Annotated in this window: 20 protein-coding genes; 4 read left to right on the forward strand and 16 right to left on the reverse strand. The window is 69.8% G+C overall.

The window, feature by feature from the left end:
• Nucleotides 1–63 precede the first annotated feature (63 nt).
• From ACQPY4_RS38640 to dacB, 11 genes are all read right to left on the reverse strand, one after another.
• Nucleotides 64–537, reverse strand: coding sequence for a DUF3180 domain-containing protein (locus ACQPY4_RS38640; RefSeq protein ID WP_433329786.1), 474 nt, complete (start codon nt 535–537; stop codon nt 64–66).
• Nucleotides 534–1121, reverse strand: coding sequence for a 2-amino-4-hydroxy-6-hydroxymethyldihydropteridine diphosphokinase (gene folK / locus ACQPY4_RS38645; RefSeq protein WP_433329788.1), 588 nt, complete (start codon nt 1119–1121; stop codon nt 534–536). The genes ACQPY4_RS38640 and folK overlap by 4 nt, the downstream gene beginning before the upstream one ends.
• Entirely contained in the window at nt 1118–1483 is a 366-nt protein-coding gene (gene folB / locus ACQPY4_RS38650; protein ID WP_433329790.1) for a dihydroneopterin aldolase, read from the reverse strand. Before folB ends, folK begins: the two co-directional genes overlap by 4 nt.
• The gene (locus ACQPY4_RS38655; RefSeq protein WP_433329792.1) at nt 1480–1911 is read right to left on the reverse strand and encodes a nuclear transport factor 2 family protein; all 432 of its coding nucleotides are present in this window, start codon (nt 1909–1911) and stop codon (nt 1480–1482) included. Before ACQPY4_RS38655 ends, folB begins: the two co-directional genes overlap by 4 nt.
• On the reverse strand, nt 1908–2804 hold the full coding sequence (folP, locus tag ACQPY4_RS38660; protein ID WP_433329794.1) for a dihydropteroate synthase: 897 nt from the start codon (nt 2802–2804) through the stop codon (nt 1908–1910). The genes ACQPY4_RS38655 and folP overlap by 4 nt, the downstream gene beginning before the upstream one ends.
• 544 nt (nt 2805–3348) lie before the next feature.
• On the reverse strand, nt 3349–3936 hold the full coding sequence (gene folE / locus ACQPY4_RS38665; RefSeq protein ID WP_433339208.1) for a GTP cyclohydrolase I FolE: 588 nt from the start codon (nt 3934–3936) through the stop codon (nt 3349–3351).
• A 32-nt stretch (nt 3937–3968) separates the two neighbouring features.
• On the reverse strand, nt 3969–5978 hold the full coding sequence (ftsH, locus tag ACQPY4_RS38670) for an ATP-dependent zinc metalloprotease FtsH (RefSeq protein WP_433329797.1): 2010 nt from the start codon (nt 5976–5978) through the stop codon (nt 3969–3971).
• Between the two features lie 497 nt (nt 5979–6475).
• Complete coding sequence (gene hpt, locus ACQPY4_RS38675) at nt 6476–7036, reverse strand: hypoxanthine phosphoribosyltransferase (RefSeq protein ID WP_433329799.1); 561 nt, start codon at nt 7034–7036, stop codon at nt 6476–6478.
• 56 nt (nt 7037–7092) lie between these two features.
• Nucleotides 7093–8073 (reverse strand): tRNA lysidine(34) synthetase TilS, encoded by a 981-nt coding sequence (tilS, locus tag ACQPY4_RS38680; protein WP_433329801.1) that lies wholly within the window; start codon nt 8071–8073, stop codon nt 7093–7095.
• A 112-nt stretch (nt 8074–8185) separates the two neighbouring features.
• The gene (locus ACQPY4_RS38685; protein ID WP_433329804.1) at nt 8186–9313 is read right to left on the reverse strand and encodes a zinc-dependent metalloprotease; all 1128 of its coding nucleotides are present in this window, start codon (nt 9311–9313) and stop codon (nt 8186–8188) included.
• Nucleotides 9314–9451: 138 nt separating this feature from the next.
• Complete coding sequence (dacB, locus tag ACQPY4_RS38690; RefSeq protein WP_433329807.1) at nt 9452–10753, reverse strand: D-alanyl-D-alanine carboxypeptidase/D-alanyl-D-alanine endopeptidase; 1302 nt, start codon at nt 10751–10753, stop codon at nt 9452–9454.
• A gap of 217 nt (nt 10754–10970) precedes the next feature.
• Here dacB and ACQPY4_RS38695 point away from each other — a divergent pair, with 217 nt between their 5' ends.
• Nucleotides 10971–11462 carry an inorganic diphosphatase gene (locus ACQPY4_RS38695; protein ID WP_433329809.1) on the forward strand — a complete coding sequence of 164 codons (492 nt, stop codon included), beginning with the start codon at nt 10971–10973 and terminating at the stop codon, nt 11460–11462.
• Between the two features lie 525 nt (nt 11463–11987).
• Here the strand turns inward: ACQPY4_RS38695 and ACQPY4_RS38700 are convergent.
• The 4 genes from ACQPY4_RS38700 to ACQPY4_RS38715 all read right to left on the reverse strand — a co-directional run bounded on the left by ACQPY4_RS38700 (nt 11988) and on the right by ACQPY4_RS38715 (nt 16740).
• On the reverse strand, nt 11988–13184 hold the full coding sequence (locus ACQPY4_RS38700) for an NlpC/P60 family protein (protein ID WP_433329811.1): 1197 nt from the start codon (nt 13182–13184) through the stop codon (nt 11988–11990).
• A 222-nt stretch (nt 13185–13406) separates the two neighbouring features.
• The gene (locus ACQPY4_RS38705) at nt 13407–14063 is read right to left on the reverse strand and encodes a hypothetical protein (protein ID WP_433329813.1); all 657 of its coding nucleotides are present in this window, start codon (nt 14061–14063) and stop codon (nt 13407–13409) included.
• Nucleotides 14060–15850, reverse strand: a complete 1791-nt coding sequence (locus ACQPY4_RS38710; protein ID WP_433329815.1) for a hypothetical protein — start codon at nt 15848–15850, stop codon at nt 14060–14062. Before ACQPY4_RS38710 ends, ACQPY4_RS38705 begins: the two co-directional genes overlap by 4 nt.
• Before the next feature lie 233 nt (nt 15851–16083).
• Nucleotides 16084–16740 (reverse strand): nuclease-related domain-containing protein, encoded by a 657-nt coding sequence (locus ACQPY4_RS38715; RefSeq protein ID WP_433329817.1) that lies wholly within the window; start codon nt 16738–16740, stop codon nt 16084–16086.
• Between the two features lie 200 nt (nt 16741–16940).
• Here ACQPY4_RS38715 and ACQPY4_RS38720 point away from each other — a divergent pair, with 200 nt between their 5' ends.
• From ACQPY4_RS38720 to ACQPY4_RS38730, 3 genes are all read left to right on the forward strand, one after another.
• A complete protein-coding gene (locus ACQPY4_RS38720) occupies nt 16941–17525 on the forward strand; it encodes a MerR family transcriptional regulator (RefSeq protein ID WP_433329819.1) in 585 nt (194 codons plus the stop codon).
• Nucleotides 17522–19876 carry a VIT domain-containing protein gene (locus ACQPY4_RS38725; RefSeq protein WP_433329821.1) on the forward strand — a complete coding sequence of 785 codons (2355 nt, stop codon included), beginning with the start codon at nt 17522–17524 and terminating at the stop codon, nt 19874–19876. Before ACQPY4_RS38720 ends, ACQPY4_RS38725 begins: the two co-directional genes overlap by 4 nt.
• Before the next feature lie 953 nt (nt 19877–20829).
• Complete coding sequence (locus tag ACQPY4_RS38730; protein ID WP_433329823.1) at nt 20830–21156, forward strand: hypothetical protein; 327 nt, start codon at nt 20830–20832, stop codon at nt 21154–21156.
• A 184-nt stretch (nt 21157–21340) separates the two neighbouring features.
• On the opposite strand, the gene ACQPY4_RS38735 is transcribed toward ACQPY4_RS38730, so the two are convergent.
• A complete protein-coding gene (locus ACQPY4_RS38735) occupies nt 21341–22786 on the reverse strand; it encodes an MFS transporter (RefSeq protein ID WP_433329825.1) in 1446 nt (481 codons plus the stop codon).
• Nucleotides 22787–22855 lie beyond the last annotated feature (69 nt).

Genomic DNA, 22855 nt, shown 5'->3' on the forward strand with positions numbered 1-22855 from the left:
ACTTGCCAGGGGGTGGGATCGGGCCCCGGCGCCGCTCCCTTTCGGGGGCGGCGCCGGGTGGGGTCAGGCGCGGGAGGCGCCGTGGTCGCGGGCTTCCTCGTCCGGGTCCTTGGGGACGCGGCACGCGAACTCCAGGAAGTAGGCGGCGCCGACCAGGACGACGGCGGACAGGAAGGTGCCCGCGCTCACGAAGAAGTCCTCGCGGGGGGTTTGCTTGTCGAGCGAATCCGCCAGGCTCAGGGCGAATCCGCCGAAGACGCCCGCCAGTACCGAGGCCGCGAGGGCCGTGGCCTTGGCGAGTGCCGCCATCCGGGCGACGACCAGGGGCTCGACCGGACGGGTGTTGGGCTTGCGCCGGATTCGGCGCAGGATGTTGACGGCGGTGAAGCCCTCGCCCAGGGCGAGCAGGAGCAGGGTGGGTACCGCCGTCCACGGAAGGACGGGCAGGGAGACGTAGGCCGTCTCCAGGACCGCCCAGGTGATCAGGCCCAGCACCACGACCAGGCTGATCAGGGACGAGATTCGGGTGGGCTTCATGCAGGCGGCTGCAGGGTCAGGTCGTCCCGGCGGCGCAGAGCCTCCGATCCGTCTTGGCCGAGCTTGGCCGAGGCCAGGTCGCCGACGCGGCCGTGGCCGGGCAGGTGGACATCCGGCTCGATGTCGGCCCACGGGACGAGCACGAACCCGCGCTCGTGCGCGCGGGGGTGCGGCAGCGTCAGGTCGGGGTCGCCCGAGGTGACGTTGCCGAAGGTCACGATGTCGATGTCGAGCGTTCGGGGGCCCCAGCGGACCTCGCGTACGCGCTGCATGGAGTGCTCGATGTTCAGCACCCGTTCCAGCAGGTTCTCCGGCGGGAGGCGAGTGTCGGCGATCAGCACGATGTTGAGGTAGTCGCCCTGCGGGGGCAGTTCCTCCCCGGGGGGCGCGAAGGGCGCGGTCTCGTAGACCGGCGACAACGCCACAAAGTTCAGCCCGGGCGCGTCGAAGAGCGCGTCGACGGCCTCTTGAAGGTTGTCCAGCCGGTCGCCGAGGTTGCTGCCCAAAGAGAACACGACGCGGTGGGCGACGAGCATGTGCCCACCCGTGGCGGTGCGGTCGGGCATGCGATCGGACGCGGTCATGGGCGACTCCTCCTGATCTTCACGGCGACGTCCGCGAAGGGGTGCGGCACCGGTGCGCTCGGCTTGTGGACGGTGACCTCGACCTCGGTCACCAGGGCGTCTTCCAGACAGACCTTCGCCAGCCGTTCGGCCAGCGTCTCGATGAGGTTGACGGGCTCCCCCTCGACGACGCCGACGAGGCGGCCCGCGAGCGATCCATAGTCGACCGTACGCGACAGATCATCGTCTGTGGCGGCGGGGTGGGTGTCGAGTCCGAGCGCGACGTCCACCACGAACTCCTGCCCCAGTTCACGCTCGGCGGGCAGGCAGCCGTGGCGGCCCCGGGCCCGTAGCCCGCGCAGCTCTATCAGGTCGAGAGTCATTCTTCCTCGGTGACGTTCAGGATGGGTGAACCATGGTGGAGCAGCAGCCGCCATTCTCCACTGGAGCGGACGAATACGTTGGACGCCACGATGCTCCCTCCGGCCAGGAATCCGGCCTCGGTGTCCTCGTCGGCGGTCAGGATGTTCTCCTTGCAGGTGACCACGGCCTGGTCGCCGTAAACGTCGGCCTCGACCTCGGTCAGCACGAACTGGATGTAGCTCGTGTTCGCCATGATCAGCGCCCACGAGCGCAGCACCTCCTCGCGGCCGCGCAGCATCGACCACCCCGGGTGGACGCAGCACACGCCGTCGGCGTAGGTGCCGTCCGCCCATACCGCCGACATCCGGTCCAGATCTCCGGCCTCGATCGCGGCGTAGAACTCCGCGTTGGCCTCTTCCAGATCGGAACGGTTGAGGGCACGGCTCATCGGTGGGCGCTCCCTGACTCTGGGGTCGGGCCGGCCGTTTCGGCGGCGTGGCGGATCGCACCGGCCACCCGGACGGCGTCGGCGTTGGGACGGACACGGTGGACGCGGACGCACCAGGCACCGGCCACGGCGGCCAGGGACGTGATGGCGACGGTGGCGTCGTCGCAGTCGGCGAAGGGGCGCGGCGAGCCGTCCGGCCCGGCCAGGAGGCGGCCGAGGAACCGCTTGCGCGAGGCGCCCACCAGGACGGGATACCCGGTGTCCAGGAGCGATCCGAGATGGGCCAGCAACGACCAGTTGTGGCCCGCCTCGGGGCTCTTGGCGAATCCGAGCCCCGGGTCGAGGACGATCATGGAAGGGTCGACGCCCTCGGCGAGGACGGCGTCCACCCGGTACAGAAGCTCGTCGCGGACCTCGCGGACCACGTCCGCGTAGATGGCCCGGCTGGCCATGTCGTGACTGTGGCCGCGCCAGTGCATGACGACATACGGGACGCCCGTCGCCGCCACCACCTGGGGCATCGCGGGGTCAGCGAGTCCGCCGCTGACATCGTTCACCAGCCGCGCCCCCGCCGCCACGGCGGCCTCGGCCACCTCGGCGCGCATGGTGTCGACGCTGACCGGGACGCCTTGGGCGGCCAGGGCCTCGATGACGGGGACGACCCGGCGCAGTTCCTCGTCCAGCGAGACCCGCTGCGCGCCGGGACGGGTGGACTCGCCGCCCACGTCGACGACGTCGGCCCCCTCGGTGACCAGGTCGAGCCCATGCTGGATCGCCTTGTCGGGATCGAACCAGGCACCGCCGTCGGAGAAGGAGTCCGGAGTCACGTTGACCACGCCCATGACGAGGCAGCGCCCGAGCGCGGGCAGCCCCGGAACAACGGCTGTGGTCATGTGAACCAGCCTATGCCTTGATCGCGAGCGCCCCACGCGCCGGGCGGGGCCTTCCCCGCGTCCACCGAGGGCCTTGAGAGCGCCCTCCACCAAGCCTCCCGAGCCGCGGCGGCCACGGCGGCAATGCGAGCCCGTCGCGGCTCGGACCCGGCATCGGAGCACGGACGCAGGCCCGGCCTCGAACGACCGATGTGGGCCCGGCCTCGAACAACGCACGCGGGCCCCGCCTCGGAGGACGGATGGGGGCCGCCTCGGGCAACGGATGTGGGCCCGCCTCGGGGGACGGGCCCGGGTTCGGACAACGGGCTCGGGCTCAGCCTCGGGGGACGGATGCGGGCCCGCCTCGGGGGACGGACGCGGGTCCGGGCTCGGGCAACGAACGCGGGTCCGGCCTCGGGCAACGGACGCGGGTCCGGCCTCGGGCAACGGACGCGGGTCCGGCCTCGAACGATGGGATTGGGGCCCTCGATCCGCGAGCGGCCCCAGGCCCGGACGTTGAGCGGCCGGTGAGGCGGGCCTCACCGGCCGGTCGACGTGGAACGATCTACATGCGGCCGAGAATCAGGCTCATGGCCTCGGCACGGGTCTCGGCGTGCTCGCGGAAATCGCCGCGGACGGCCGAGGTCACGGTCTTGGCGCCCGGCTTGCGGACGCCGCGCATCGTCATGCACAGGTGCTCGGCCTCGATCACGACGATCGCGCCGCGCGGTTCGAGGACCTGCATCAGGGCGTCGGCGACCTGGCTGGTCAGCCGCTCCTGGACCTGGGGACGGCGGGCGAACACGTCGACCAGCCGGGCGAGCTTGGACAGCCCGGTGATCTGGCCCTTCTTGTTGGGCGTGTACCCGACGTGCGCGACGCCGTGGAACGGTACAAGGTGATGTTCGCAGACGCTGTAGACCTCGATGTCCTTCACCAGGACCATCTCGTCATGGTCGGCGTCGAACACCGTGGTCAGGGCGTCCTCGGGGGTCTGGCGCAGGCCGGCGAACTGCTCGGCGTAGGCGCGCGCGACGCGAGCGGGGGTGTCGCGGAGCCCGTCGCGACCGGGGTCTTCCCCGATCGCGAACAGGATCTCGCGCACCGCCCGCTCGATCCGCTCATGGTCGAACCCCGGCGGGTCGTCCTCCATCGGGACGTCGTCGTACGGGATGGTCAAATCCGTCAGCTCTCACCGTGGGACGGGTCGGCGGGCTGTTCCACCGACGCACCCTGGCCGTTGTTCTTGGTCGTGTCGGTGAGCTCGGCGACGTCCTGCGGGCCCATCAGGGCCAGCTCCTTGGGCGTCAGCACGGGCGGACGGTCGGACGGCACCCGCTTGCCGTAGCCGGTGTAGGACTTCTGGAGCGGCCGCTTGGTGATCGGCGCGAAGATCTCCATCACCCGGTCCTTGGAGAGGGTCTCCTTCTCCATCAGGTTGACGACCAGGTCGTCCAGGACGTCGCGGTACTCCACCAGGATCTCCCACGCGGTGTCGTGGGCGGCCTCGATGTAGCGGCGGACCTCGTCGTCGATCGCCGAGGCGATGTCCTCGGAGTAGTCGCGCTCGTGGCCCATGTCGCGTCCCAGGAACACCTCGCCCGCGCCGGTGCCGAACTTGCGGGCGCCCAGGCGCTCGCTCATCCCGTACTCGGTGACCATGTTGCGGGCGATCGAGGTGGCCTTCTCGATGTCGTTGGACGCGCCGGTGGTCGGCTCGTGGAACACCAGCTCCTCGGCGGTGCGGCCGCCCAGCAGCATGGCCAGCTGGTCGGTCATCTCCGAGCGGGTGGTGAGGAACTTGTCCTCCATCGGCAGGGTCATGGTGTAACCCAGGGCCCGGCCGCGCGGAAGGATCGTCACCTTGTGGACGGGGTCGGCGTTCGGCAGCGCGTGCGCCACCAGTGCGTGACCGCCCTCGTGGTAGGCGATGATCTTCTTTTCCTTCTCGGACATGACGCGGGTCTTGCGCTCGGGCCCGGCCATCACGCGGTCGATGGACTCCTCAAGGGTGTCCATGTCGATCAGCTTGCGGTCGAACCGCGCGGTCAGCAGCGCCGCCTCGTTGATCACGTTCGCGAGGTCGGCACCGGTGAAGCCCGGGGTGCGGCGCGCGATGACGTCGAGGTCGACGTCCGGCGCGAACGGCTTGCCCCGCCCGTGGACGCGCAGGATGCCCTTGCGGCCCTCAAGGTCGGGACGGTCGACGGTGACCTGCCGGTCGAAGCGGCCCGGACGCAGCAGCGCCGGGTCGAGGATGTCGGGACGGTTGGTCGCCGCGATCAGGATCACGCCGCCCTTGACGTCGAAGCCGTCCATCTCGACCAGCAGCTGGTTGAGGGTCTGCTCGCGCTCGTCGTGACCGCCGCCCAGGCCGGCGCCGCGGTGGCGGCCGACGGCGTCGATCTCGTCGATGAAGATGATGGACGGGGCGTTGGCCTTGGCCTGCTCGAACAGGTCGCGCACCCGGGAGGCGCCGACACCGACGAACATCTCGACGAAGTCCGAGCCGGAGATCGAGTAGAACGGGACGCCCGCCTCTCCCGCGACTGCGCGGGCGAGAAGCGTCTTACCGGTTCCGGGCGGGCCGAAAAGCAGCACGCCCTTGGGGATCTTGGCGCCGATGGACTGGAACTTGGCCGGGTTCTGGAGGAAGTCCTTGATCTCCTCAAGCTCCTCCAGGGCCTCGTCGGCCCCCGCCACGTCGGCGAACGTGGTCTTGGGAGTGTCCTTGGTGATCAATTTCGCCTTGGACTTCCCGAAGTTCATCACCCGGGAGCCGCCGCCCTGCATCTGATTCATGATGAACAGGAAGATCAGCACGATGACGACGATGGGAAGCAGGCTGAACAGCAGGTTCAAAAGGAAGCTCTGCTTGGGAACATCGACGTTGTAGCTCTGCAGGCTCTTGGCCTCGACCTGCTGCTGAAGCTGGTTCTGCAGCTGGAGACCCTGACCGTCAACCCAGGAGGCCTGCTGCTGCTTGCCGTTCTTGAGCGTGACCTCGATCCGCTGATCCTTGTCAATGATCTTTGCGGACTTCACCTCACCGGCCTTGATCTCCTTGATCACGGTGGAGGTGTCGGTCTTCTCGTAGGAACGGCCAGGGTTGATCCCCCACATGACAAGGGCGACCAACAAGCCGACTAGCAGGATCCACAGCAGCGGCCCGCGAAAATAGCGCTTCACGTCCATTTATCCGGTAACCCCTTCGGGGCCCGTCCCTCCTGACCAACGTCTGTGAACCCGGCTTGTGCACGGCAGTCCCCGCTCCGACGGGGCGCTGCTCCGATGAGCTGCCCGCCGATGCGGCCGCCATCATGCGCTTCCCTGACCCAAGGCCCGGGATACCGACGGTACACCGCAGGCACAGGGGACGCAGCCAGCGTCGATCCCTGATCCTGTCGACATACCCGCCAACGCCCTTTGCAACGATTCGGCGAAGCCCCTTGTTCCCTAGGGGTTACGTCAGGCCACACCGAGCCGCGCCAGGATCACACAGAAGCCCATTGGACGCACTGTAGGACAACACCCCCACACCCGCGTACCCGTCGCCCTCGCGGGGCCCTAGCGCCGGGGAATCGTCCCCACCGAAACCACAGCCGTTCAAGCGTCCCCGGGGAGCGGCGCTTGGGTGCGCTTCCGCCGGACACGCACCCCGACGTGCGCGTCGTCCGGCCCAGGGCGCCGTTTCAGGCGTTTCCGCCGTAGACGTGCGGCGCCAGGGTGCCGACGAAGGGCAGGTTCCGGTACTTCTCGTCGTAGTCGAGCCCGTAGCCCACGACGAACTCGTTAGGAATGTCGAACCCGAGGTAACGGCATCCGATCTCGGTCTTGACGGCCTCGGGCTTGCGCAGCAGCGCGCAGATCTCCAGCGACGCGGGGTCTCGCGAACGCAGATTGCTCACCAGCCACGAGAGCGTCAGGCCGGAGTCGATGATGTCCTCGACGATCAGCACATGGCGGTCCAGGATGTCGGTGTCGAGGTCCTTGAGAATTCGGACCACGCCAGACGACTTCGTCCCCGATCCGTACGACGACACCGCCATCCAGTCCATGGACGCCGGAGTGTGCAGCTCGCGCGCCAGGTCCGCCATGATCATGACGGCGCCCTTGAGGACGCCCACGAGGAGCAGGTCCTTGCCCGCGTAGTCGGCGTCGATCTGCGCCGCGAGCTCGCGCACCTTGGCCCGCAACTGGTCTTCGGGGATCAGTACCTTCGCCAGGTCGGCGCCCAGGTCCTTCTCGTCCACAATCCCACCCTCATCGCGACAAACGCAGTGCGTTATCACATCAACACGTTACGGCGTCAAACCGAAACGAACAGCAGCTTCCCATACCGCCGGATCGCCCTCAGCCCCCCCGGGAGGTCGACGTGACGCTGTCCCCGCCACGCCGTGAGCAGCCGATCCACCTCATCGATATGGACGGCCGCGAGCGTACCCGGTGGACTTCCGGCCTTGATCGCCGCCATCCTCAACACTCGGGTTCGGACGGCCCGGGGGAGCTTTTCCAGACCCTCAACCGATAGACCGTCCGGGCCGTCCTCCAGGTCGCTGCAAGCGCGCGCGGCGAACTCGTCCAGAGCATCAGCGTCATCGCGCAGCATCTTCGCGGTGCGCGCCAGAGCGTCCGCCACCCCGGGGCCGAGAGCCTTCTCCAGCGCGGGCAGCGCCTCTCGGCGCACCCGTACCCGGGTGAAGGCGGCGTCCTCGTTGTGGGGGTCGTCCCACGGCTCCAGGCCCATGGCCAGGCAGGCGCGTCGCGTGGTCGTCCTGTCGACGTCCAAAAGGGGACGCACGTAGCGCGCGCCACGCTCGAACTCCACCGGCATACCGGCCAGGGAACGTCCACCGGAACCGCGCGCGAGCCCAAGCAGAACCGTCTCGGCCTGGTCGTCCCGTGTATGGCCCAAGAGAACCGCGGCCGCTCCCAGTCGCCGTGCGGCCTCGTTTAGGGCCGCATAGCGCGCCTCCCGGGCCGCGTTCTCGGGCCCGCCTTCGCCCCCGACCGTCACCGCCACAGATCCAGCGGGGTCGAGCCCGAGGCCGACCATCGTCCTGACAACCCGTTCGGCCCGCTCCACCGACCCGTCCTGAAGCCCGTGGTCGATCGTCACCCCACCGGCGTCAAAACCGCGCCGGGGAGCCTCGAAGGCCAGCGCCCCCGCCAGGGCCAGCGAATCGGCCCCACCGCTACAGGCGACAAGCACCCGGCCCCCGACCGGCAGCCCCTCAAGCGCACGCCGCACCGCAACGCGCACCTCCGCCACCGCAGGCTCAGGCCCCACCCTCACTCACCCCGCTCTGCACACACACCCTCAAACCCATCAGGGCGTGATGGTTCGCGGAACCCGATGGGCATGCGTGAGGTAGAGGTGGGGGCGGCATTCGGGAGCGGGGTCAGGCCTCGTTGGCTTCGGGGGGCGCGTCGAGGGCACGTGGTCCGAGGACGCGGTCCATCCAGGCGGCGGGCTCCTTGATCTCGTCGTGGGTCGGCAGGGTCTCCGGCGACTCCCAGATCCGATTGAACTCGGTCATCCCCACCTCGGTCACCACGCGGCGGACGAAGCGGGAGCCTTCGGCGTACTGCTTCATCTTCAGGTCGATGCCCAGGAGGCGGCGGATGGTCTTGTCCAGGCGTGTGCCGCCCTCGCGGCGCCCCTGGAAGCGCGACCGGATGTCGCGCACGGACGGGACGACATCGGGGCCCACCGCGTCCATCACGTAGTCGCCGTGGCCCTCCACGAGCGTCATGACGGCCGTGAGGCGGTCGAGGATCTCGCGCTGCTCGGGCGACTGGATGGCGTCGATCAGGTTGGCCTCGCCGCTGCCGCGCACGGCGTCGGCCACCGCCTCGGCGGCGTCCTTGATCCGGTCGAGCATCGCCCCCGGGTCGAGGTCGGACGCCAGCAGGAACTGCGTCATCTGTTCCTGGACGTACTCGCGCAGCCACGGCACCCCGGTGAACTGCGCACGGTGGGTCTCCTCGTGCAGGCAGACCCAGAGGCGGAAGTCACGGGTGTTGACGCCGAGCTCCTGCTCGACGCTGACGATGTTGGGCGCGACGAGAGTCAGCCGTCCGGTCGGGGCGTTGCCGGACGGGTCGGGGGGCAGGAACAGTTCGTATTGCCCCAGCACCCGGCTGGCCATGTAGGCCAGGATGGCGCCGACCTGCATCCCGGTGACCCTGGACCCCACGGCATGGACGACGGCATTGCCCGCCCCCGCGCCGAGCAGGCCCGGCCCCTTGCGCTCGGCCATCTGCTCCATCAGCGGCTCTAGGACCACCCGGAAGCCGTCGACGTTCGCCCGGATCCAGCCGGGCCGGTCCACGACCGTCGCCGGCGCGAGCGCCGTCTCGGTGTGGATGCCGGTGAACTCGCGGACGTGTCCCTCGGCGAGCCGGGAAAGCTCGCGCAACTCGTCCACGACCTCGCGTGCCTCGGCCTGGGCGACCTGCGGTCCCGGCCGCACGAGCCGGGTCCCGGTCTGGACCGCCACGTTCCAGTCGATCATTGAGGCGCTCATGTACTCCACCGTACGTTTCGGTTCCGGCGCCGCGGCGCCCCTGCCCGATCGTTCAACGAACAACCGTTCTGGTTATCTCCCGTACAGGACCCGCCACACGCGCGCGCCTCTGTGAGCTTCCGCCCACAAGCAGCGGTGTCAGCAACCGCAGGTGGCGACGGCCGCCGCGAGTTGGTCGAGTTTCCCGGGGTCTACGGGGCCCTTCCCGTCTCCGGCCATGAACGCGAAGGCCAGCAGGCGTCCGTCCGCGTCGTGGGCGACTCCGGCCAGGGTGCTGACGCCGGAGAGCGTCCCGGTCTTGGCCCGGACGACACCGGCCCCGCCCTGGCTGGACGGCCCCGTGTAGCGAGGGGGGCTGAGCGTCCCGGTGAACCCCGCTACGGGCATACCGGTGATGGCCGCGCGCAATTCGGGACGCTCCGGAGATGCCGCGAGTGAGGCGAGCCTTGCCAGCGCCATGGGCGTGATGCGATTTCCTGTGGACAGGCCGCTGCCGTCGTAGGTGAGCACCCCGTCCGCCGCGCCCAAGCGGGAGAGCACCTCGCGCACCGCCTGTGCCCCTCCCCCGAATGAGGCGGGCTTGCCGAGCTTGATGGCGACCTGGCGGATCATCGCCTCGGCCACGTCGTTGTCGCTGACGGTCATGAGGTGCTCGACCAGTTCGGCGACCGTTGGGGACTGGACGGCGCCCAGCGCGGCGGCGCTCTTGGGCGCGACGGTGCGGCGTCCCGGCACGGCGGCCACCCCGTATTGCCGCAGCAGGCGCAGGAACGACGCCGTCCCCGCCTTCGCCGGGTCGGCGACGCGTGACTTCACCTCGTCGTTCCCCGGGGACACGCGGCCCTCGTCCACGGTGAGCGCGGTGAGCGGCGCCACTTCACCGTCCGGCAGATAGTTGGGCTTCCACCCGGGAGCGGTGGTCGCCCCCTGGTAGGCCGAGACGTCATAGTCCACCCGGACCCGCCGGACGCCCGACGCCTTGAGCCCCGCCGCCGTCTGCCGAGCCAACTCCCCCAGGGACGCGAACACCGGGTGGCCGCCTCCAGCGCGCGGCAGGGCGGTCAGGGTAGGATCCCCGCCTCCGACCAGTACGATGCCGTTCCCGTTTGCCTTGACGACCCGTGTGGCGATCCGGTGTGCGGGCCCGAGCGCGGCCAGCGCGGCGACCGAGGTGACCAGCTTCGTCGTGGACGCCGGTGTCGCGGGCCGGCTCGCGTTCCGTTCGAAGAGGGGACGTCGTGTCACCGCGTCGATCACCACCGCGTTGATCGGGGCGCCAGGACCGTTCAGCAGGCCGGTCAGCCGTCCCGCCAGGGCGGCCCCGGGGACACGCGCGTGGTCACCGGCCTCGGAGGACGCCGCCACCGTCCGCACCACGTCGCGCCGCGCGACGGCGGGAGGCTGCGGCGACAGACGATTTTCGGGTGTGAGTTTCGCCACTGCCAGCCCTGCGGCGGCGGTGAAAATATTGAGGAGGGACAGCGTGATCAAAAACAGGGGGCGACCCCGGGCCGGCATCTGATCGCCCCTCTCACTCAGCACTCACCATCGTGCGACATCCTTGTATACGGGAACACCCACGCTGTGGGGGTAGGCCTCACCCGCACAGACTCCCGAAAGACTATTCACTGCGACCGCGCAGGGAGCGGAGGACATCTTGGATTTCGACGTCACCATTGAGATCCCGAAGGGCCAGCGGAACAAGTACGAGGTCGATCACGAAAGTGGTCGGATCCGGCTCGACCGGATGCTGTTCACCTCGACGCAGTACCCGGCCGACTACGGCTTCGTGGAGGACACCCTCGGCGAGGACGGCGACCCGCTGGACGCCCTGGTCCTGCTCCAGGAGCCGACCTTCCCCGGCTGCCTGATCAAGTGCCGCGCGGTCGGAATGTTCCGGATGACCGACGAGGCGGGCGGCGACGACAAGCTGCTGTGCGTCCCGGCCACGGACCCGCGCCAGGAGCACCTGCGCGACATCCACCACGTGCCCGAGTTCGACCGGCTGGAGATCCAGCACTTCTTCGAGGTCTACAAGGACCTCGAGCCCGGCAAATCGGTCGAGGGCGCGAGCTGGACCGGACGCGTCGAGGCCGAGCAGGAGATCGAACGCTCCCGCAAGCGCTTCATCGACGCGGGCGGGCACTGAACCCGTCATTGCGGGACGGCGACGGTCCGCTCCACGTCGCCCGCGGCTTTGAGGAACACTTCCGCACGCCCCGTCCGTGCGGAAGTGTTCCACTTCCCGCCCCCTGAATTTCATCTGAGCCATTCCCGCCGCCCCCGGGAAGCACCAATGCCCGCCGCGCCCCGCGCCCGTCCCGGGTGCCGCACACCGCCTCGCCACGAGCGGCGCACACCGCGCCCGGCCGGGGACGACGAACCCCGCGACCAGCTATAAGCAGCGCGCCCTACGCAGAGCCAGGAACAGCCAAGGCCGCGCACCGGCACGAGCGCCGTACCCCGCACGACCATGGGCGGCACGCACCTCGCTCAGCCACGGACAGCGCACCCCTCGTCCAGCCATAAGCAGCACATCCCACGGCGAGCCAGGACGGCGAAAGCCGCGCCCAGCCATGGACGGCGCACGTCGAGTCCAATGCCAGACGGCAGACCCCGGCTAAGCCATAGGGGACCTGCGCCCTGCGGTGGGTGGGGCTGGCGGCGGTGGCGGTCAGCCTGCGGGACGGGTGGCGCCGATCAGGCCGTTTCGCCAGATGCTGGAGATGCGGACGCGGGCTCCCGTGTACGGGGCCTCCACCATGCGGCCCTTGCTGATGTAGATGCCGACGTGGTGGATGGTGTCGGGGTCGGAGGTGTTGTTGGCGAAGAAGACCAGGTCACCGGCGCGCAGACGGTTCAGCGGGACGTGGGGGCCCGACGTCCACTGGGTGCCCGTCCAGTGGTCGAGCCGGACGCCGACCTTGCTCCACGCGTAGAGGGCCAGGCCCGAGCAGTCGAACCCGTGGATACCGGATCCGTGGGCGATGCCGTAGCTGGGGCCGGACGCGTTTCCGCCGCCCCACGAGTAGGGCGTCCCCAGCCACTTCAGCGCCGCCCGGACGACGAGGTTGCCGCGTCCCGCACCGGCGAGGAGGCGGGTCGGGACGCGTCCGGAGCCCTTGAACTCCCTGCGCGCTGCGCGTTCGAGGGCCAGTTCACGGCGGCGTTCGAGCTTGGTGGCCTGGGTGCGGGCCCGGCCGAGGCTCTGCTCGAAGCCGCGCTTGCGCTCTTCGATGCGCTCGACGGCCGAGCGCTGGGTCTCCACCGCCTGTTCCGCGACTCGTTTGGCTTCGGAGGCTCTTCGGGTGGCGGCGCGTTGAGCGTCGAGGGCGTCCTGGGCCTGGCGGCGGAACATGGCGGCGACGTTCCTTGACGCCTCTACCCGTTGCATGATTCCGGCCCGCCGCCGCGCGAGGACCTCCATCATTCCGGCGCGGTCCATGAAGCCTTGGGGGCCGCCCTGTCCGGAGACGACGGTGGACCAGGTGTTGAAGCCGGTGTTGACGGCGTAGGCGTCGGCCGCGAAGGTCGCCAGTTCGCTTCGAGTGGCCTCCATCCGGCGTTCGGCCTCGGCCACCCGGGTGCGGGCGTCCTGGTAGGCCTGCCGGGAACGTTCCAGCTTGACCATTTCGCCGTTGTAGCGTTCGACGGCGGTGGCCGCCGCTACCGCAAGCCCTTCCAGTTCCCCGTTGGCGAGAGCCAACTGGGTCTTGGCTTGCCCCACCTCGGCGGCGCGTTCGCGTACCCGTTGCTTGCCCTCCTGAACGTCCCGCGCGCTGGGGGCGGGTTCCGCCGCGGGCAGGACGGCGTGGGCCGGGGCCTCCACACCGGTGACGACGAACGCGACCCCGGTCGAGAGCGCGGCCAAGCGCAGGCCGGCCGATCGACGGGAGGGCCCTCCACGACTGGCCGCTGTGGTGCTCGGCGACTGAAACACGGGCCTCCCCTACCGCGATTCACACAAAGCAAGCATTGACTACAGAGAGTAGTTTACTCAGACATCACAGTGAACTCCAGTCACAGAGCTCACACGGGTAACTACCCGAGACCTCCACCTGCCACACGCGGAAAGTGCCTGGTCAAAGCGGGTTCAAATACCCAGAAGCCGGGTGATCCAGGGACGGAAGGTCAGTCGCGGCGGGAGCGGCAGACGGGGATAGCAAAAGATCGGGACGGGCGCGCCGTAGGTGGAGCCGAGCTCGGCCGCCCTGCACCAGTCGGCCGGAGTCCGGGTCGCCGCCCAGGCCGCCGCCAGGGCGGGCCGGGTCTCCGGGCGGCGCTCCCACGAACGCAGCAGCGCGACGGTGGCATGGGCGGCCGCGTACCCGTCCTCGGGGTAGGCGCCCCCCGCTAGGAACGCCGCCGTTGCCTGGCCCCCATGCGGGCTGGCCATCGCCCACGTCCAGTTGGCGACGACCAACTCCCGCACAGGCTCGGGCAGACGCGCCGCGGCCGTGTACATGCGCTCCTGCCGCGCTCCAGCCAACCGGGACGTCGCCAGGAGCCAGGTGAGGTCGCCGTCATCGTCCCGGTCGAGTGCCAGCCAGGACAGGACGGTGAGCCCCCTGGCGGTCTGCAACCGGCACAGGTCCGCGACCTCGCGGCGTGTGCGCGCGGCAGGCTCGGTCCACAGTGGCCAGGCGACCCTCTGGATCTCGCCCACCAGGGGGACGAGCGGCGCCGAGACCGGCGTCGGGCTGATCTTCGCGTCCGGCCGCGCGGCGTAGACGGTCGGGGCCACGGTCACCCACCCGAACCGCCGGACGGCGACGGTGAGTCAGAGCCCGAGGTCGGCGGGGGCGAGGACGACGAGGGCGGCGGGGACGAGGGGTCGCTCGTGGTGGGCGGCGGAGACGACGACGAGGGCGGGGCAGACGAGGGCGGCGGATCGGAAGGCGGCGTGGGCCCGGAGGTGGGGGTGCCAGAGCCGGGAGGGTTCGTGGTGTGGGTCGGGGTGGGGGCCGTCGGGGTGGGCGTGGGGCTCGGTCCAGGGCCGGGCCCCGGGTCGGGACGCCATGTGATCTGTACCTGAAGCCCCCCGGGTTCGAACGTGACGCCGCCCTCCCCCTGAGACCCCGCCGCACGGAACACATGCACGGAGACGGTCATCGACTGGCCGGCCGCGAGCTTGCCGCCCGACGGGGTGACGCGGACGGGCCCCCACGGCCTCGCCCTCCAGGTGACGGGGCCGCCCGTCGCGTGCAGCTCGACGGTCGCGTCCGATCCCCCGGCCAGGTCGAGGAAGGACGGCGACACCTCCAAGGTGCCGGTCCCCCCGGGTGGTCCCGGGTCATTGGGGCTGTTCCCACCTGATTGGTAGTCGCGCTTAGGGGGCGGTGAAGGCAGGGCGGTAGCGGGTGCGGCGGACTCGCGCGCGCCCAGCGGGTACGTGGCCGAGACCGGCGCGATCCCGGGGGGCGCCTGCTGGCCGCCCGACACTTCCGGCTGCAACGCCGGGGGCTGGGGCATCGCCGAGGGCACCAGCAGGCGGGGCGAGCGCCCCGTTGCGGCCGTCCCGGCACCCCGGTCATCGGCCCCCGACAGCAGGCGGACAACGCCCATCGCTCCTCCTATGAGCAACGCGGCGACGGTCAACGCCACGACGAGCCGTCCCAGAGCGCGCGCACGCCCGCCGTGAGCGATGTCAGGCGCGACCGCCCGGCGCAGCACGAACGTGCGTCGCGGGCCGCGTTGCGAAGCCGCACGCCGCGCGGACGTCGCAGTCGGGTGCTGGGCGGGGAACCCGTCCGCCGCGAAATCGGTCACCCGGGTGGCGACGAAGAGCCGGTAGCCCACCAGCTCCGGATCCATGAAGCAGCTCATCACCCTCAGCCGCAACGCCTCCGGGGGCTCCGCCTGGGGAAGCAACCCGTAGACCTTGGCGGCCGAGACCGTACGGGGGACGACGGCTCCACACGCCTCACAGCCCTGCGCGTGCTGCAGAAGGCGTTCGCGCAATTCGGGTTCCAGCTCTCCCTTACGCTCCCGGAGCAGGCTGGCACGGTCGTCGCACCCGTATGGGCCCTGGTGCGCGAGGATCTCCGCGGACAGCGCCGTTTCCAGCTCCGCGTGACCCGCGTCCAGCGCCGCCTGCGCGTCCTTGGCCGGAAGGCCGAACACGGCGGCGAGGTCGGGGACCGAAAGCTGGTGGCGAACGCGCAGTTCGAGCAGCTCCCGGCTGAGCGGGGCGAGGCCCATGACCGCCTGCCAGGCCATCACCCGCTGGTCGACGTCGTCCTGGTCGTGGCTGGCGACCTGGACGTCCGGCGGCTGGCCGTGCGCGGGCAACCGGCGTCCGCACTCCAAGCGCGCGATGGCGTAGAGCCACGGGCCGAACCTGTCGGGGTCGCGCAGGCACTCGATGTGGGCCTCGGCGACGATGAACGTATCGCGCAACGCGACCTGGGCCGCGTCGCGGCCACGCAACTGGAACCAGCAGTACGCATAGAGCCTGTCCGCGTACGCGTCGTATACCGCGGCAGGCGCGCCGGGGTCTCTGGTGCGCAGCGCCTCAACCAGAAGGTGGTCATTCATGCGAGAAACGTAAAGGCTAAGCCGACTCTTTACAGGCAATTTCCGAAGATCGGACTCCGTCGATCATGGCTCACGTGACGTCATATCCCGATGGAACCTAGAGTGCGGCTATTTATCGATCTTGTAGCACTATGCAGGCTTCTGACCGATATGACCATCAATCCCGTGACCTGGTGATCATCTCACCTCAGAGTCAGTCGCTCACGAAGCGTGATGACTCCCGAATGGCCATTTTATTCAGGAGATAGCATTTCAAGCATTGGCGGGAGAAGACGCTCCGCAGCGGCCGCGATCGTCGCCACCTGAGCGCTTGTAAAGATCACCGGCTCGTCGGAAACGGCACGCGGAAGTGCGCGATACGACTGAAAGTCCACCCCGCCGTGCTGCACGCCGTACCGGGGGACGTGCGCCCCGTGGACCGCCACGACGGGCATCACGCGCACGTCATAGTCGAGTTCGTCCGCGAGCAATTCCGCGACCGTCCCCGCCGTGCGGGAAACCGCGCCGGATAGCTCCCCCACAGGACGCTTGCCCACCCAGAGGCGCCCTACGTCCACCCTCAGACGGGTACCCCAGGACCAGCGACGGCTGAGGATCGCATAGACGCCCGTGAGGCCGACAACCAGATGATCCAGGTTTGTCGCCGGTACCCCCGGGACCGCCCTGTCGTGCAGCACATGGAAACCGGCCGGATCAAGCCGCGAAAGCCGCTTCCCCGTACGCCGCTCCGCAACGGCCCCTTGGCGCCATCCGGTAACAGGGCCCGGACGAACACGCTCGTACAGCACGTGCCCAACAAAGACGACCACGCCCACCACAGGCCCCGCCCACCACACGGCGACTCCCGCCGCGACCACACCCGTCCCGCAGGCCAGCACCACGCCGAGCACCAGACGCTCCTGCCGGAACTCGGCGACCAGCGTGCGATAGCGAGCCCAGGCCGAAGTCCCGGCCCTGGTCGCACCGCCACCGCTGCTCCGCACAGAACGACCCTTCTCGCGTCCCGACGCAAGCGTGGACCTGCCGAACGGCCCGTTCAAGGGATTCCGCGAAGTTGACAGTGTCAGGGTGACAGTGTCATCATCGGACCATGGAAGGTACCTGGACCATCACCGAGCTCGCGGAGCAGGCCGTGCAGGCCCTGGCGTCCGGCGAGTCCATGCAGGTGAACGGCCGGGTGCGCGACCTGCCCAACGAACGGCTGATCCGCTGGTACACCACCATCGGCCTGGTCGACCCGCCCCTCGGCCGCCGCGGCCGCGCCGCGACGTACGGGCCGCGGCACCTCCTGCAGATCGTCGCCGTCAAACGGCGGCAGTCCGAGGGGCGCAGCATCGCCGAGATCCAGCTCGAACTGGCTGGGGCCACCGACGAGGCCCTCCAGCGCATCGCCCGCCTCTCCGACGCACCGACGCCAAGTCCCCGCCAACGCTTCTGGACCCCCACCGATGTCTCCTGGACCCCGGCCGACCCGCAACCCGTCCCCCATACGCCGAAAGCCACGGTCGTGCAGGGTGTGCGCCTCGCGCCCGACCTCACCGTCCTGCTGAACGTTCCGGCGCTCAGCGACGACGACCTCGCCGCGATCGAGGCCGCGGCCCGCCCGCTGCTGGACGAACTGCGCCGCCGCGGCCTGATCGATACGTCCGCCCCCACACCCGGGAGGTCACAGTGACCGTGCACATCGCCCCTTTGCCCGATTCCCCCGCGTCCGCCCCCGAAGGCGGGCTCGGAGCGCTGACCACCGACAAGGGCAACCTGCCGCTCGACACCGTCGACATCCGCGCGTCCGTCACCGGCCTCGCCGCCGGGATCGAGGTCGTCCAGGGCTTCCGCAACCCGTTCGACGTCCCGCTCGAGGCGACGTACATCTTCCCGCTGCCCGACCGCGCCGCCGTCACCGCGCTGCGCATGGAGGCCGGCGACCGCGTGATCGAGGGCGTGCTCAAGGAGCGCGGCCAGGCCCGTCAGGACTACGACACCGCCATCGCCGCGGGCCGGCGTGCCGCGATCGCCGAAGAAGACCGCCCGGACGTGTTCACCATGCGCGTCGGCAACATCCTCCCGGGTGAACGCGTCACGATCCGCCTCAGCCTCAACCAACCGCTTCCCTACGAGAACGGCACCGCCGCCCTCCGGTTCCCCCTTGTGGTGGCCCCCCGCTACATCCCCGGACGCCCCCTCGACGACGAGGCGGCCGGTTCGGGGGTCGTCCCCGACACCGACGCCGTCCCCGACGCGTCCCGGATCAGCCCCCCGGTCCTGCTCCCCGGGTTCCCCAACCCGGTCGCGCTATCGATCGAGGTCGACATCGACCCGGCGGGCCTGTCCCTCACCGAGATCCGCTCCGCCCTGCACGTCGTCGCCGAGACGAGCTCCGACGAGCGCACCACCGTCCGGCTCCAGCCGGGCGAGCGCCTCGACCGCGACTTCATCCTGCGGCTGGCCTACGCCTCCGGCGACAGCGGCGCCCTGGCGCTGACCCCCGACGAGTCCGGCGACGAGGGCACGTTCGCCCTCACCGTCCTGCCCTCGGGCCAGAGCCGTCCCCGCCCGCGCGACGTCGTGCTCATCCTCGACCGCTCCGGCAGCATGCACGGCTGGAAGATGGTCGCCGCCCGCCGCGCCGCCGCCCGCATCGTCGACACCCTGACCCCCGACGACCGCTTCGCCGTCCTGTCGTTCGACAACGTCGTCGAACGCCCCCGCGACCTCGACCCCGGCCTGGTCCCCGGCACCGACCGCAACCGCTTCCGCGCCGTCGAGCACCTCGCCGCCCTCGACGCCCGGGGCGGCACCGAGATGCTCACCCCGCTCGACCAGGCGTGCACGCTTCTGGCCGACTCCCCGAACGACCGCGTCCTGGTCCTGATCACCGACGGCCAGATCGGCAACGAAGACCAGCTCCTCGCCCGCCTCAGCCCCCGCCTGCGCGGCGTCCGCGCCCACACCGTGGGCATCGACCGCGCCGTCAACGCGGGTTTCCTCAACCGCCTGGCCGGCGACGGCCGCTGTGAACTGGTCGAGTCCGAAGACCGCCTGGACGAGGCCATGGAGAGCATCCACCACCGGATCAGCGCCCCTCTGGTCACCGACCTGACCCTCCGCCCCATGACCCTCGACGTGATCCCCGAGACGGTCGCCCCCACCCGCCACGGAGCACTGTTCCCCGGCGTCCCCCTCACCATCATGGGCCGCTACCGAGGCGCCCCCACCGGCACGATCACCCTCACCGGCACCTCGAACAACGCCCCCTGGGAGCGCACCCTCACCGCCACCAAGGCCGCCAACCCCACCACCACGGCCATCTGGGCCCGCGCCCACCTCCGCGACCTGGAAGACCGCTACACCATCGAGGGCGACCCCGAACTGGAAGAACGCATCACCACCATGTCCCTCCGCTTCGGCGTCCTGTGCCGCTTCACCGCCTTCGTCGCCGTCGACACCCGCACCGTCACCCAGGGCGGCACGCCCCACCAGGTCACCCAACCCGTAGAACTCCCCAGCGGCTGGGACGCCCGCATGGAAACCGAACAGGGCCTGATGGCCTCCATCGCCCCTGCCGGTCCCCTCCGAGGCACCATGCGCTCCGCCGGCTTCGGCGCCGCCCCCTCCGCCCCACCCGCGGCCGCCCAAGCCCTCCACCGCCCAGCTGCTCCACCCAACCCCGCCCGCGCCCCCCGCTCCGCCCGCCCAGCCCCCAAGCCCCCCACCCCCGCGACCGAAACCACCCGCACCCTCACCGAGGCCCTCAACCGCCTAGCCGAACTCCAGTCCGCAGACCACGCCACCCGCCAAGACCACCTCCTCCACACCCTGCTCCCCACGCTCGAACAGGCCCTCCACACCTACGAAGCCCAAGGCCACAAGCTCCCCGACCTGGCCGCCCTCATCACCGACCTGCACTCCCTCCAGGCCACCAACGAGACCGCCCAACTCGCCCACCTGGACACCCTCTGGACCAGAGCCACCCAGATCCTCACCGCCCTCACCACCCCCCGCCCCTTCTGGAAACGCCCCACCTAACCCGGAAGGGCTCCAACTCCACCCCAACGAGAGATCGGGACGGGCCCACCACAAGAGGCACCGTCCCGACCCTCGTGACCGACAAAACGGCCACTCCCCGGGGCCACGAAATCCCGCACCCCGGGAGCAAGGTCAAACCAAACCCGACGCCCCCACTCCACCCTCGAATCCGTCCACACCGCCACCATCCTGCGGGGCCGCACCCAACCACACTGCGCACCTGAGTGATCTCATAACACCGCGAGAGCGGACAGAGATCACTCGCGCGTAGGGTCCTCGCGCGTAGGTCCGGGCCCGGGGGCCGGCGATCGTCGCGCAGGCTGTTATCCGGGTAGGCGGTGCGGGGGCTTTATCCGGGTAGGCGGTGCGGGCCTTCGCACCGGGCAAGGGCAGCCAGCGCTATGTGGAACGCCCCTATGCGCATAGGCCGGCGGGCAACAAGTTGGCCTGTCGGTGGACGAGGTAGTGGGCCCTAGCCGGGCGACTCAAGCTGCGCATAATCGCCTGCCGGGGGGCTCAACCTGGGCGGGTGCTGACCGCCACCGCACCTGGTCCACGTCTCCCCCGCACGCCAGGCGGACGAGCTGCGACGGGCGCCCAACGGGACGATCAACGAAGCGCCACCCCGCCAGGACGGGAAGGTCAACTTCCGGTTCCGTTGAGCTTGCCCTCCGAGGAGGCGAGGCACACCAGGATCCGCTCGTCCTGAATCCACCACTTCGCCTGGGGAGATGCAGAGTTCAATCAGTGTTGGCGGGAGTGGCAGGCGCCGGAGTGTCAAGGCGCGGCGCACGCTCCCGCCCAGCCCCGCAACCGACGACGGCGGGAGTGTCGTGTCCCGAGGCGCGGGGCGTGCTCTCGGCGAGCGAGCGGCTTGTCCGATTCACCGACCCTCGTTTTGGGCATTCCCCGAACACGGTGCGAGAGCGTACGATCACTCTCCCACCCAAAATATGAGCGAGGTCACAATGGAAGCCGCCGCCCCCGCCGCTCCCGCTTCGACCCCGGCGCCTTCGGGCTACGGGCTCGGAATCGGACCCGACGGCACCTACACGCCCGCCGCCCAGGTCGTCGCGTTCATATGCGGCCTGTGGACGATGGTGTTGTTCTTCCCGTTCCTCATCCTCGGCGCGCTGCTCTACACGAACGCCGAGCCAGCCTTCGAAAGCGATCCACGCCGTGCCCGGAAAATGATGCTCTGGTCGTGGTTGAGCGTTTCTCTGCTCCCCTTGCTCGCCGCGGCCATCGTCGGCGGCGTCGTGTTCGCCATCAACGCTTAACGCATTGATGCCATAGCGCTGCCGCGGAAGCACTGCGCACTCCTCAGGCCCCATGAGCCGAAGAAGACGCCTCCTAGCGAAGGCGTCTTCTTCGGCTCTAAGCGCCGTCCCCACTGACCCCCGCCAGCGGGTGGCTGGGGAATGGGTTGGGCACTCTCCCGAAGGGAGGGCGCCCTGAGAGTGGTTAGGCGTGCTTGGCTCGGTAGGTGTTGATCATGGGGATGAGGTTCATGAGGAGGCCGACGACGGCGACGCCGGTGACGAGGTTGACGCCGGAGTCGAACTGGTTGAAGTCGGCCTTCTCGCCTGCGCTGGGCCCACCCGCGACCAGGGCGGTGAGGACCGCCAGGACGAGGGCCGCGCCGACCTGGCCGGACGTCTGGACGAGGCCGGACGCCAGGCCCTGCTCGGAGTCCTCGATGCCCTCGGTGGCCTGGGCCATGATCGAGCTGAACCCGAAGGCGAACCCGCCGCCCAGCAGCAGCATGGTGGGCAGGACCGTGAACAGGTAGTCGGGGCGGTCACCGACCGTCGAGAGGAACCAGACGTAGCCGAGGCTCATCGAGGTCATGGCGGTGAGGATCAGCTTGGACGTCCCGAAGCGGTTGATCAGCCCTCCCATGAACGGGGAGCTGAAGGCGACCAGGATGCCGATGGGCAGCAGGCCCATGGCCATCTTCAGCGGCGACCAGTGCAGGACGTCCTGCAGGTAGAGCGTCATCATGAACTGGAAGCTCAGGAACGAGCCGAACAGCGCGATGATGCTCAGGTTGGCGCGGACGATCGTGCCGACACGCAGGATGCCGAGCCGGACCAGCGGGTGCTTGACCCGGTTCTCGGTGATCACAAAGGCGACGAGCAGAACCACGGCCAGCAGGAATGAGCCGACCGTCACCGGGTCGAGCCAGCCCTGTTCCGGGGCCGAGACGACGGTGTAGACGGCCAGCAGCATTCCCGCTGTCAAGGTCACGGCGCCGATCAGGTCGTGGCCGCCCCCGTCGGCAGGCTTGTCCCGAGGAATCAGGAAGTAGCCCGCGACCAAGGCCGCGACCGCGAGCGGCACCGGAGTGAGGAACGTCCAGCGCCAGCCGACGCTGGTCAGGAGCCCGCCCAGGATGAGCCCGGACGAGTAACCGCTGGCACCGAAAACGGAGAACACCGACAGCGCCCTGTTGCGCGCCGGGCCTTCGTGGAAGGTCGTGGTCAGGATGGACAGGGCGGTCGGCGCGGTGAACGCGGCGGCCAGCCCCTTGACGAAGCGGGTGGCGATGAGCGCCGTCCCGTTGTCCACAAGGCCGCCGATCAGGGACGCGACGGCGAAGACGGCCAGCGCCACCAGGAACACCTTGCGGCGTCCAAGCAGGTCGGCGGTGCGGCCTCCGAGAAGGAGCAGCCCGCCGTAGCCGAGGATGAAGCCGTTGACGATCCACTGCAGCGAGGTCGTGGAGAGGTGAAGCTCCGAGCCAATGGACGGGAGCGCGACGCCGACCATGGAGACGTCGAGTCCGTCCAGGAACAACACGGCGCACAGCACCGCGAGAACCCCCCACAGCCGGGGGGTCCAGGTCTGATCGGCCGGCGGTGCCGGCTTCAGGACAGGAGAGGCAGGTGAGGCGTCGGTGATAGTCACGTGGAGGGACGTTACATGCGCGTGCATTCAATGCGCAAGCACAAGATTCGTAGACATTAAATGTTTCCG

Origin of the sequence: Spirillospora sp. CA-294931, from assembly GCF_050946795.1 — a bacterium.
In the GTDB taxonomy this organism is placed as follows: domain Bacteria; phylum Actinomycetota; class Actinomycetes; order Streptosporangiales; family Streptosporangiaceae; genus Spirillospora.

Coding starts and splice junctions, on each gene's coding strand:
- folK (WP_433329788.1), bottom strand. CDS start 1,121: ATGACCGCGTCCGATCGCATGCCCGACCGCACCGCCACGGGTGGGCAC.
- ACQPY4_RS38730 (WP_433329823.1), top strand. CDS start 20,830: ATGAGCGAGGTCACAATGGAAGCCGCCGCCCCCGCCGCTCCCGCTTCG.
- ACQPY4_RS38640 (WP_433329786.1), bottom strand. CDS start 537: ATGAAGCCCACCCGAATCTCGTCCCTGATCAGCCTGGTCGTGGTGCTG.
- ACQPY4_RS38655 (WP_433329792.1), bottom strand. CDS start 1,911: ATGAGCCGTGCCCTCAACCGTTCCGATCTGGAAGAGGCCAACGCGGAG.
- folP (WP_433329794.1), bottom strand. CDS start 2,804: ATGACCACAGCCGTTGTTCCGGGGCTGCCCGCGCTCGGGCGCTGCCTC.
- ACQPY4_RS38720 (WP_433329819.1), top strand. CDS start 16,941: ATGGAAGGTACCTGGACCATCACCGAGCTCGCGGAGCAGGCCGTGCAG.
- ftsH (WP_433329797.1), bottom strand. CDS start 5,978: ATGGACGTGAAGCGCTATTTTCGCGGGCCGCTGCTGTGGATCCTGCTA.
- folE (WP_433339208.1), bottom strand. CDS start 3,936: ATGGAGGACGACCCGCCGGGGTTCGACCATGAGCGGATCGAGCGGGCG.
- ACQPY4_RS38710 (WP_433329815.1), bottom strand. CDS start 15,850: ATGAATGACCACCTTCTGGTTGAGGCGCTGCGCACCAGAGACCCCGGC.
- ACQPY4_RS38685 (WP_433329804.1), bottom strand. CDS start 9,313: ATGAGCGCCTCAATGATCGACTGGAACGTGGCGGTCCAGACCGGGACC.
- folB (WP_433329790.1), bottom strand. CDS start 1,483: ATGACTCTCGACCTGATAGAGCTGCGCGGGCTACGGGCCCGGGGCCGC.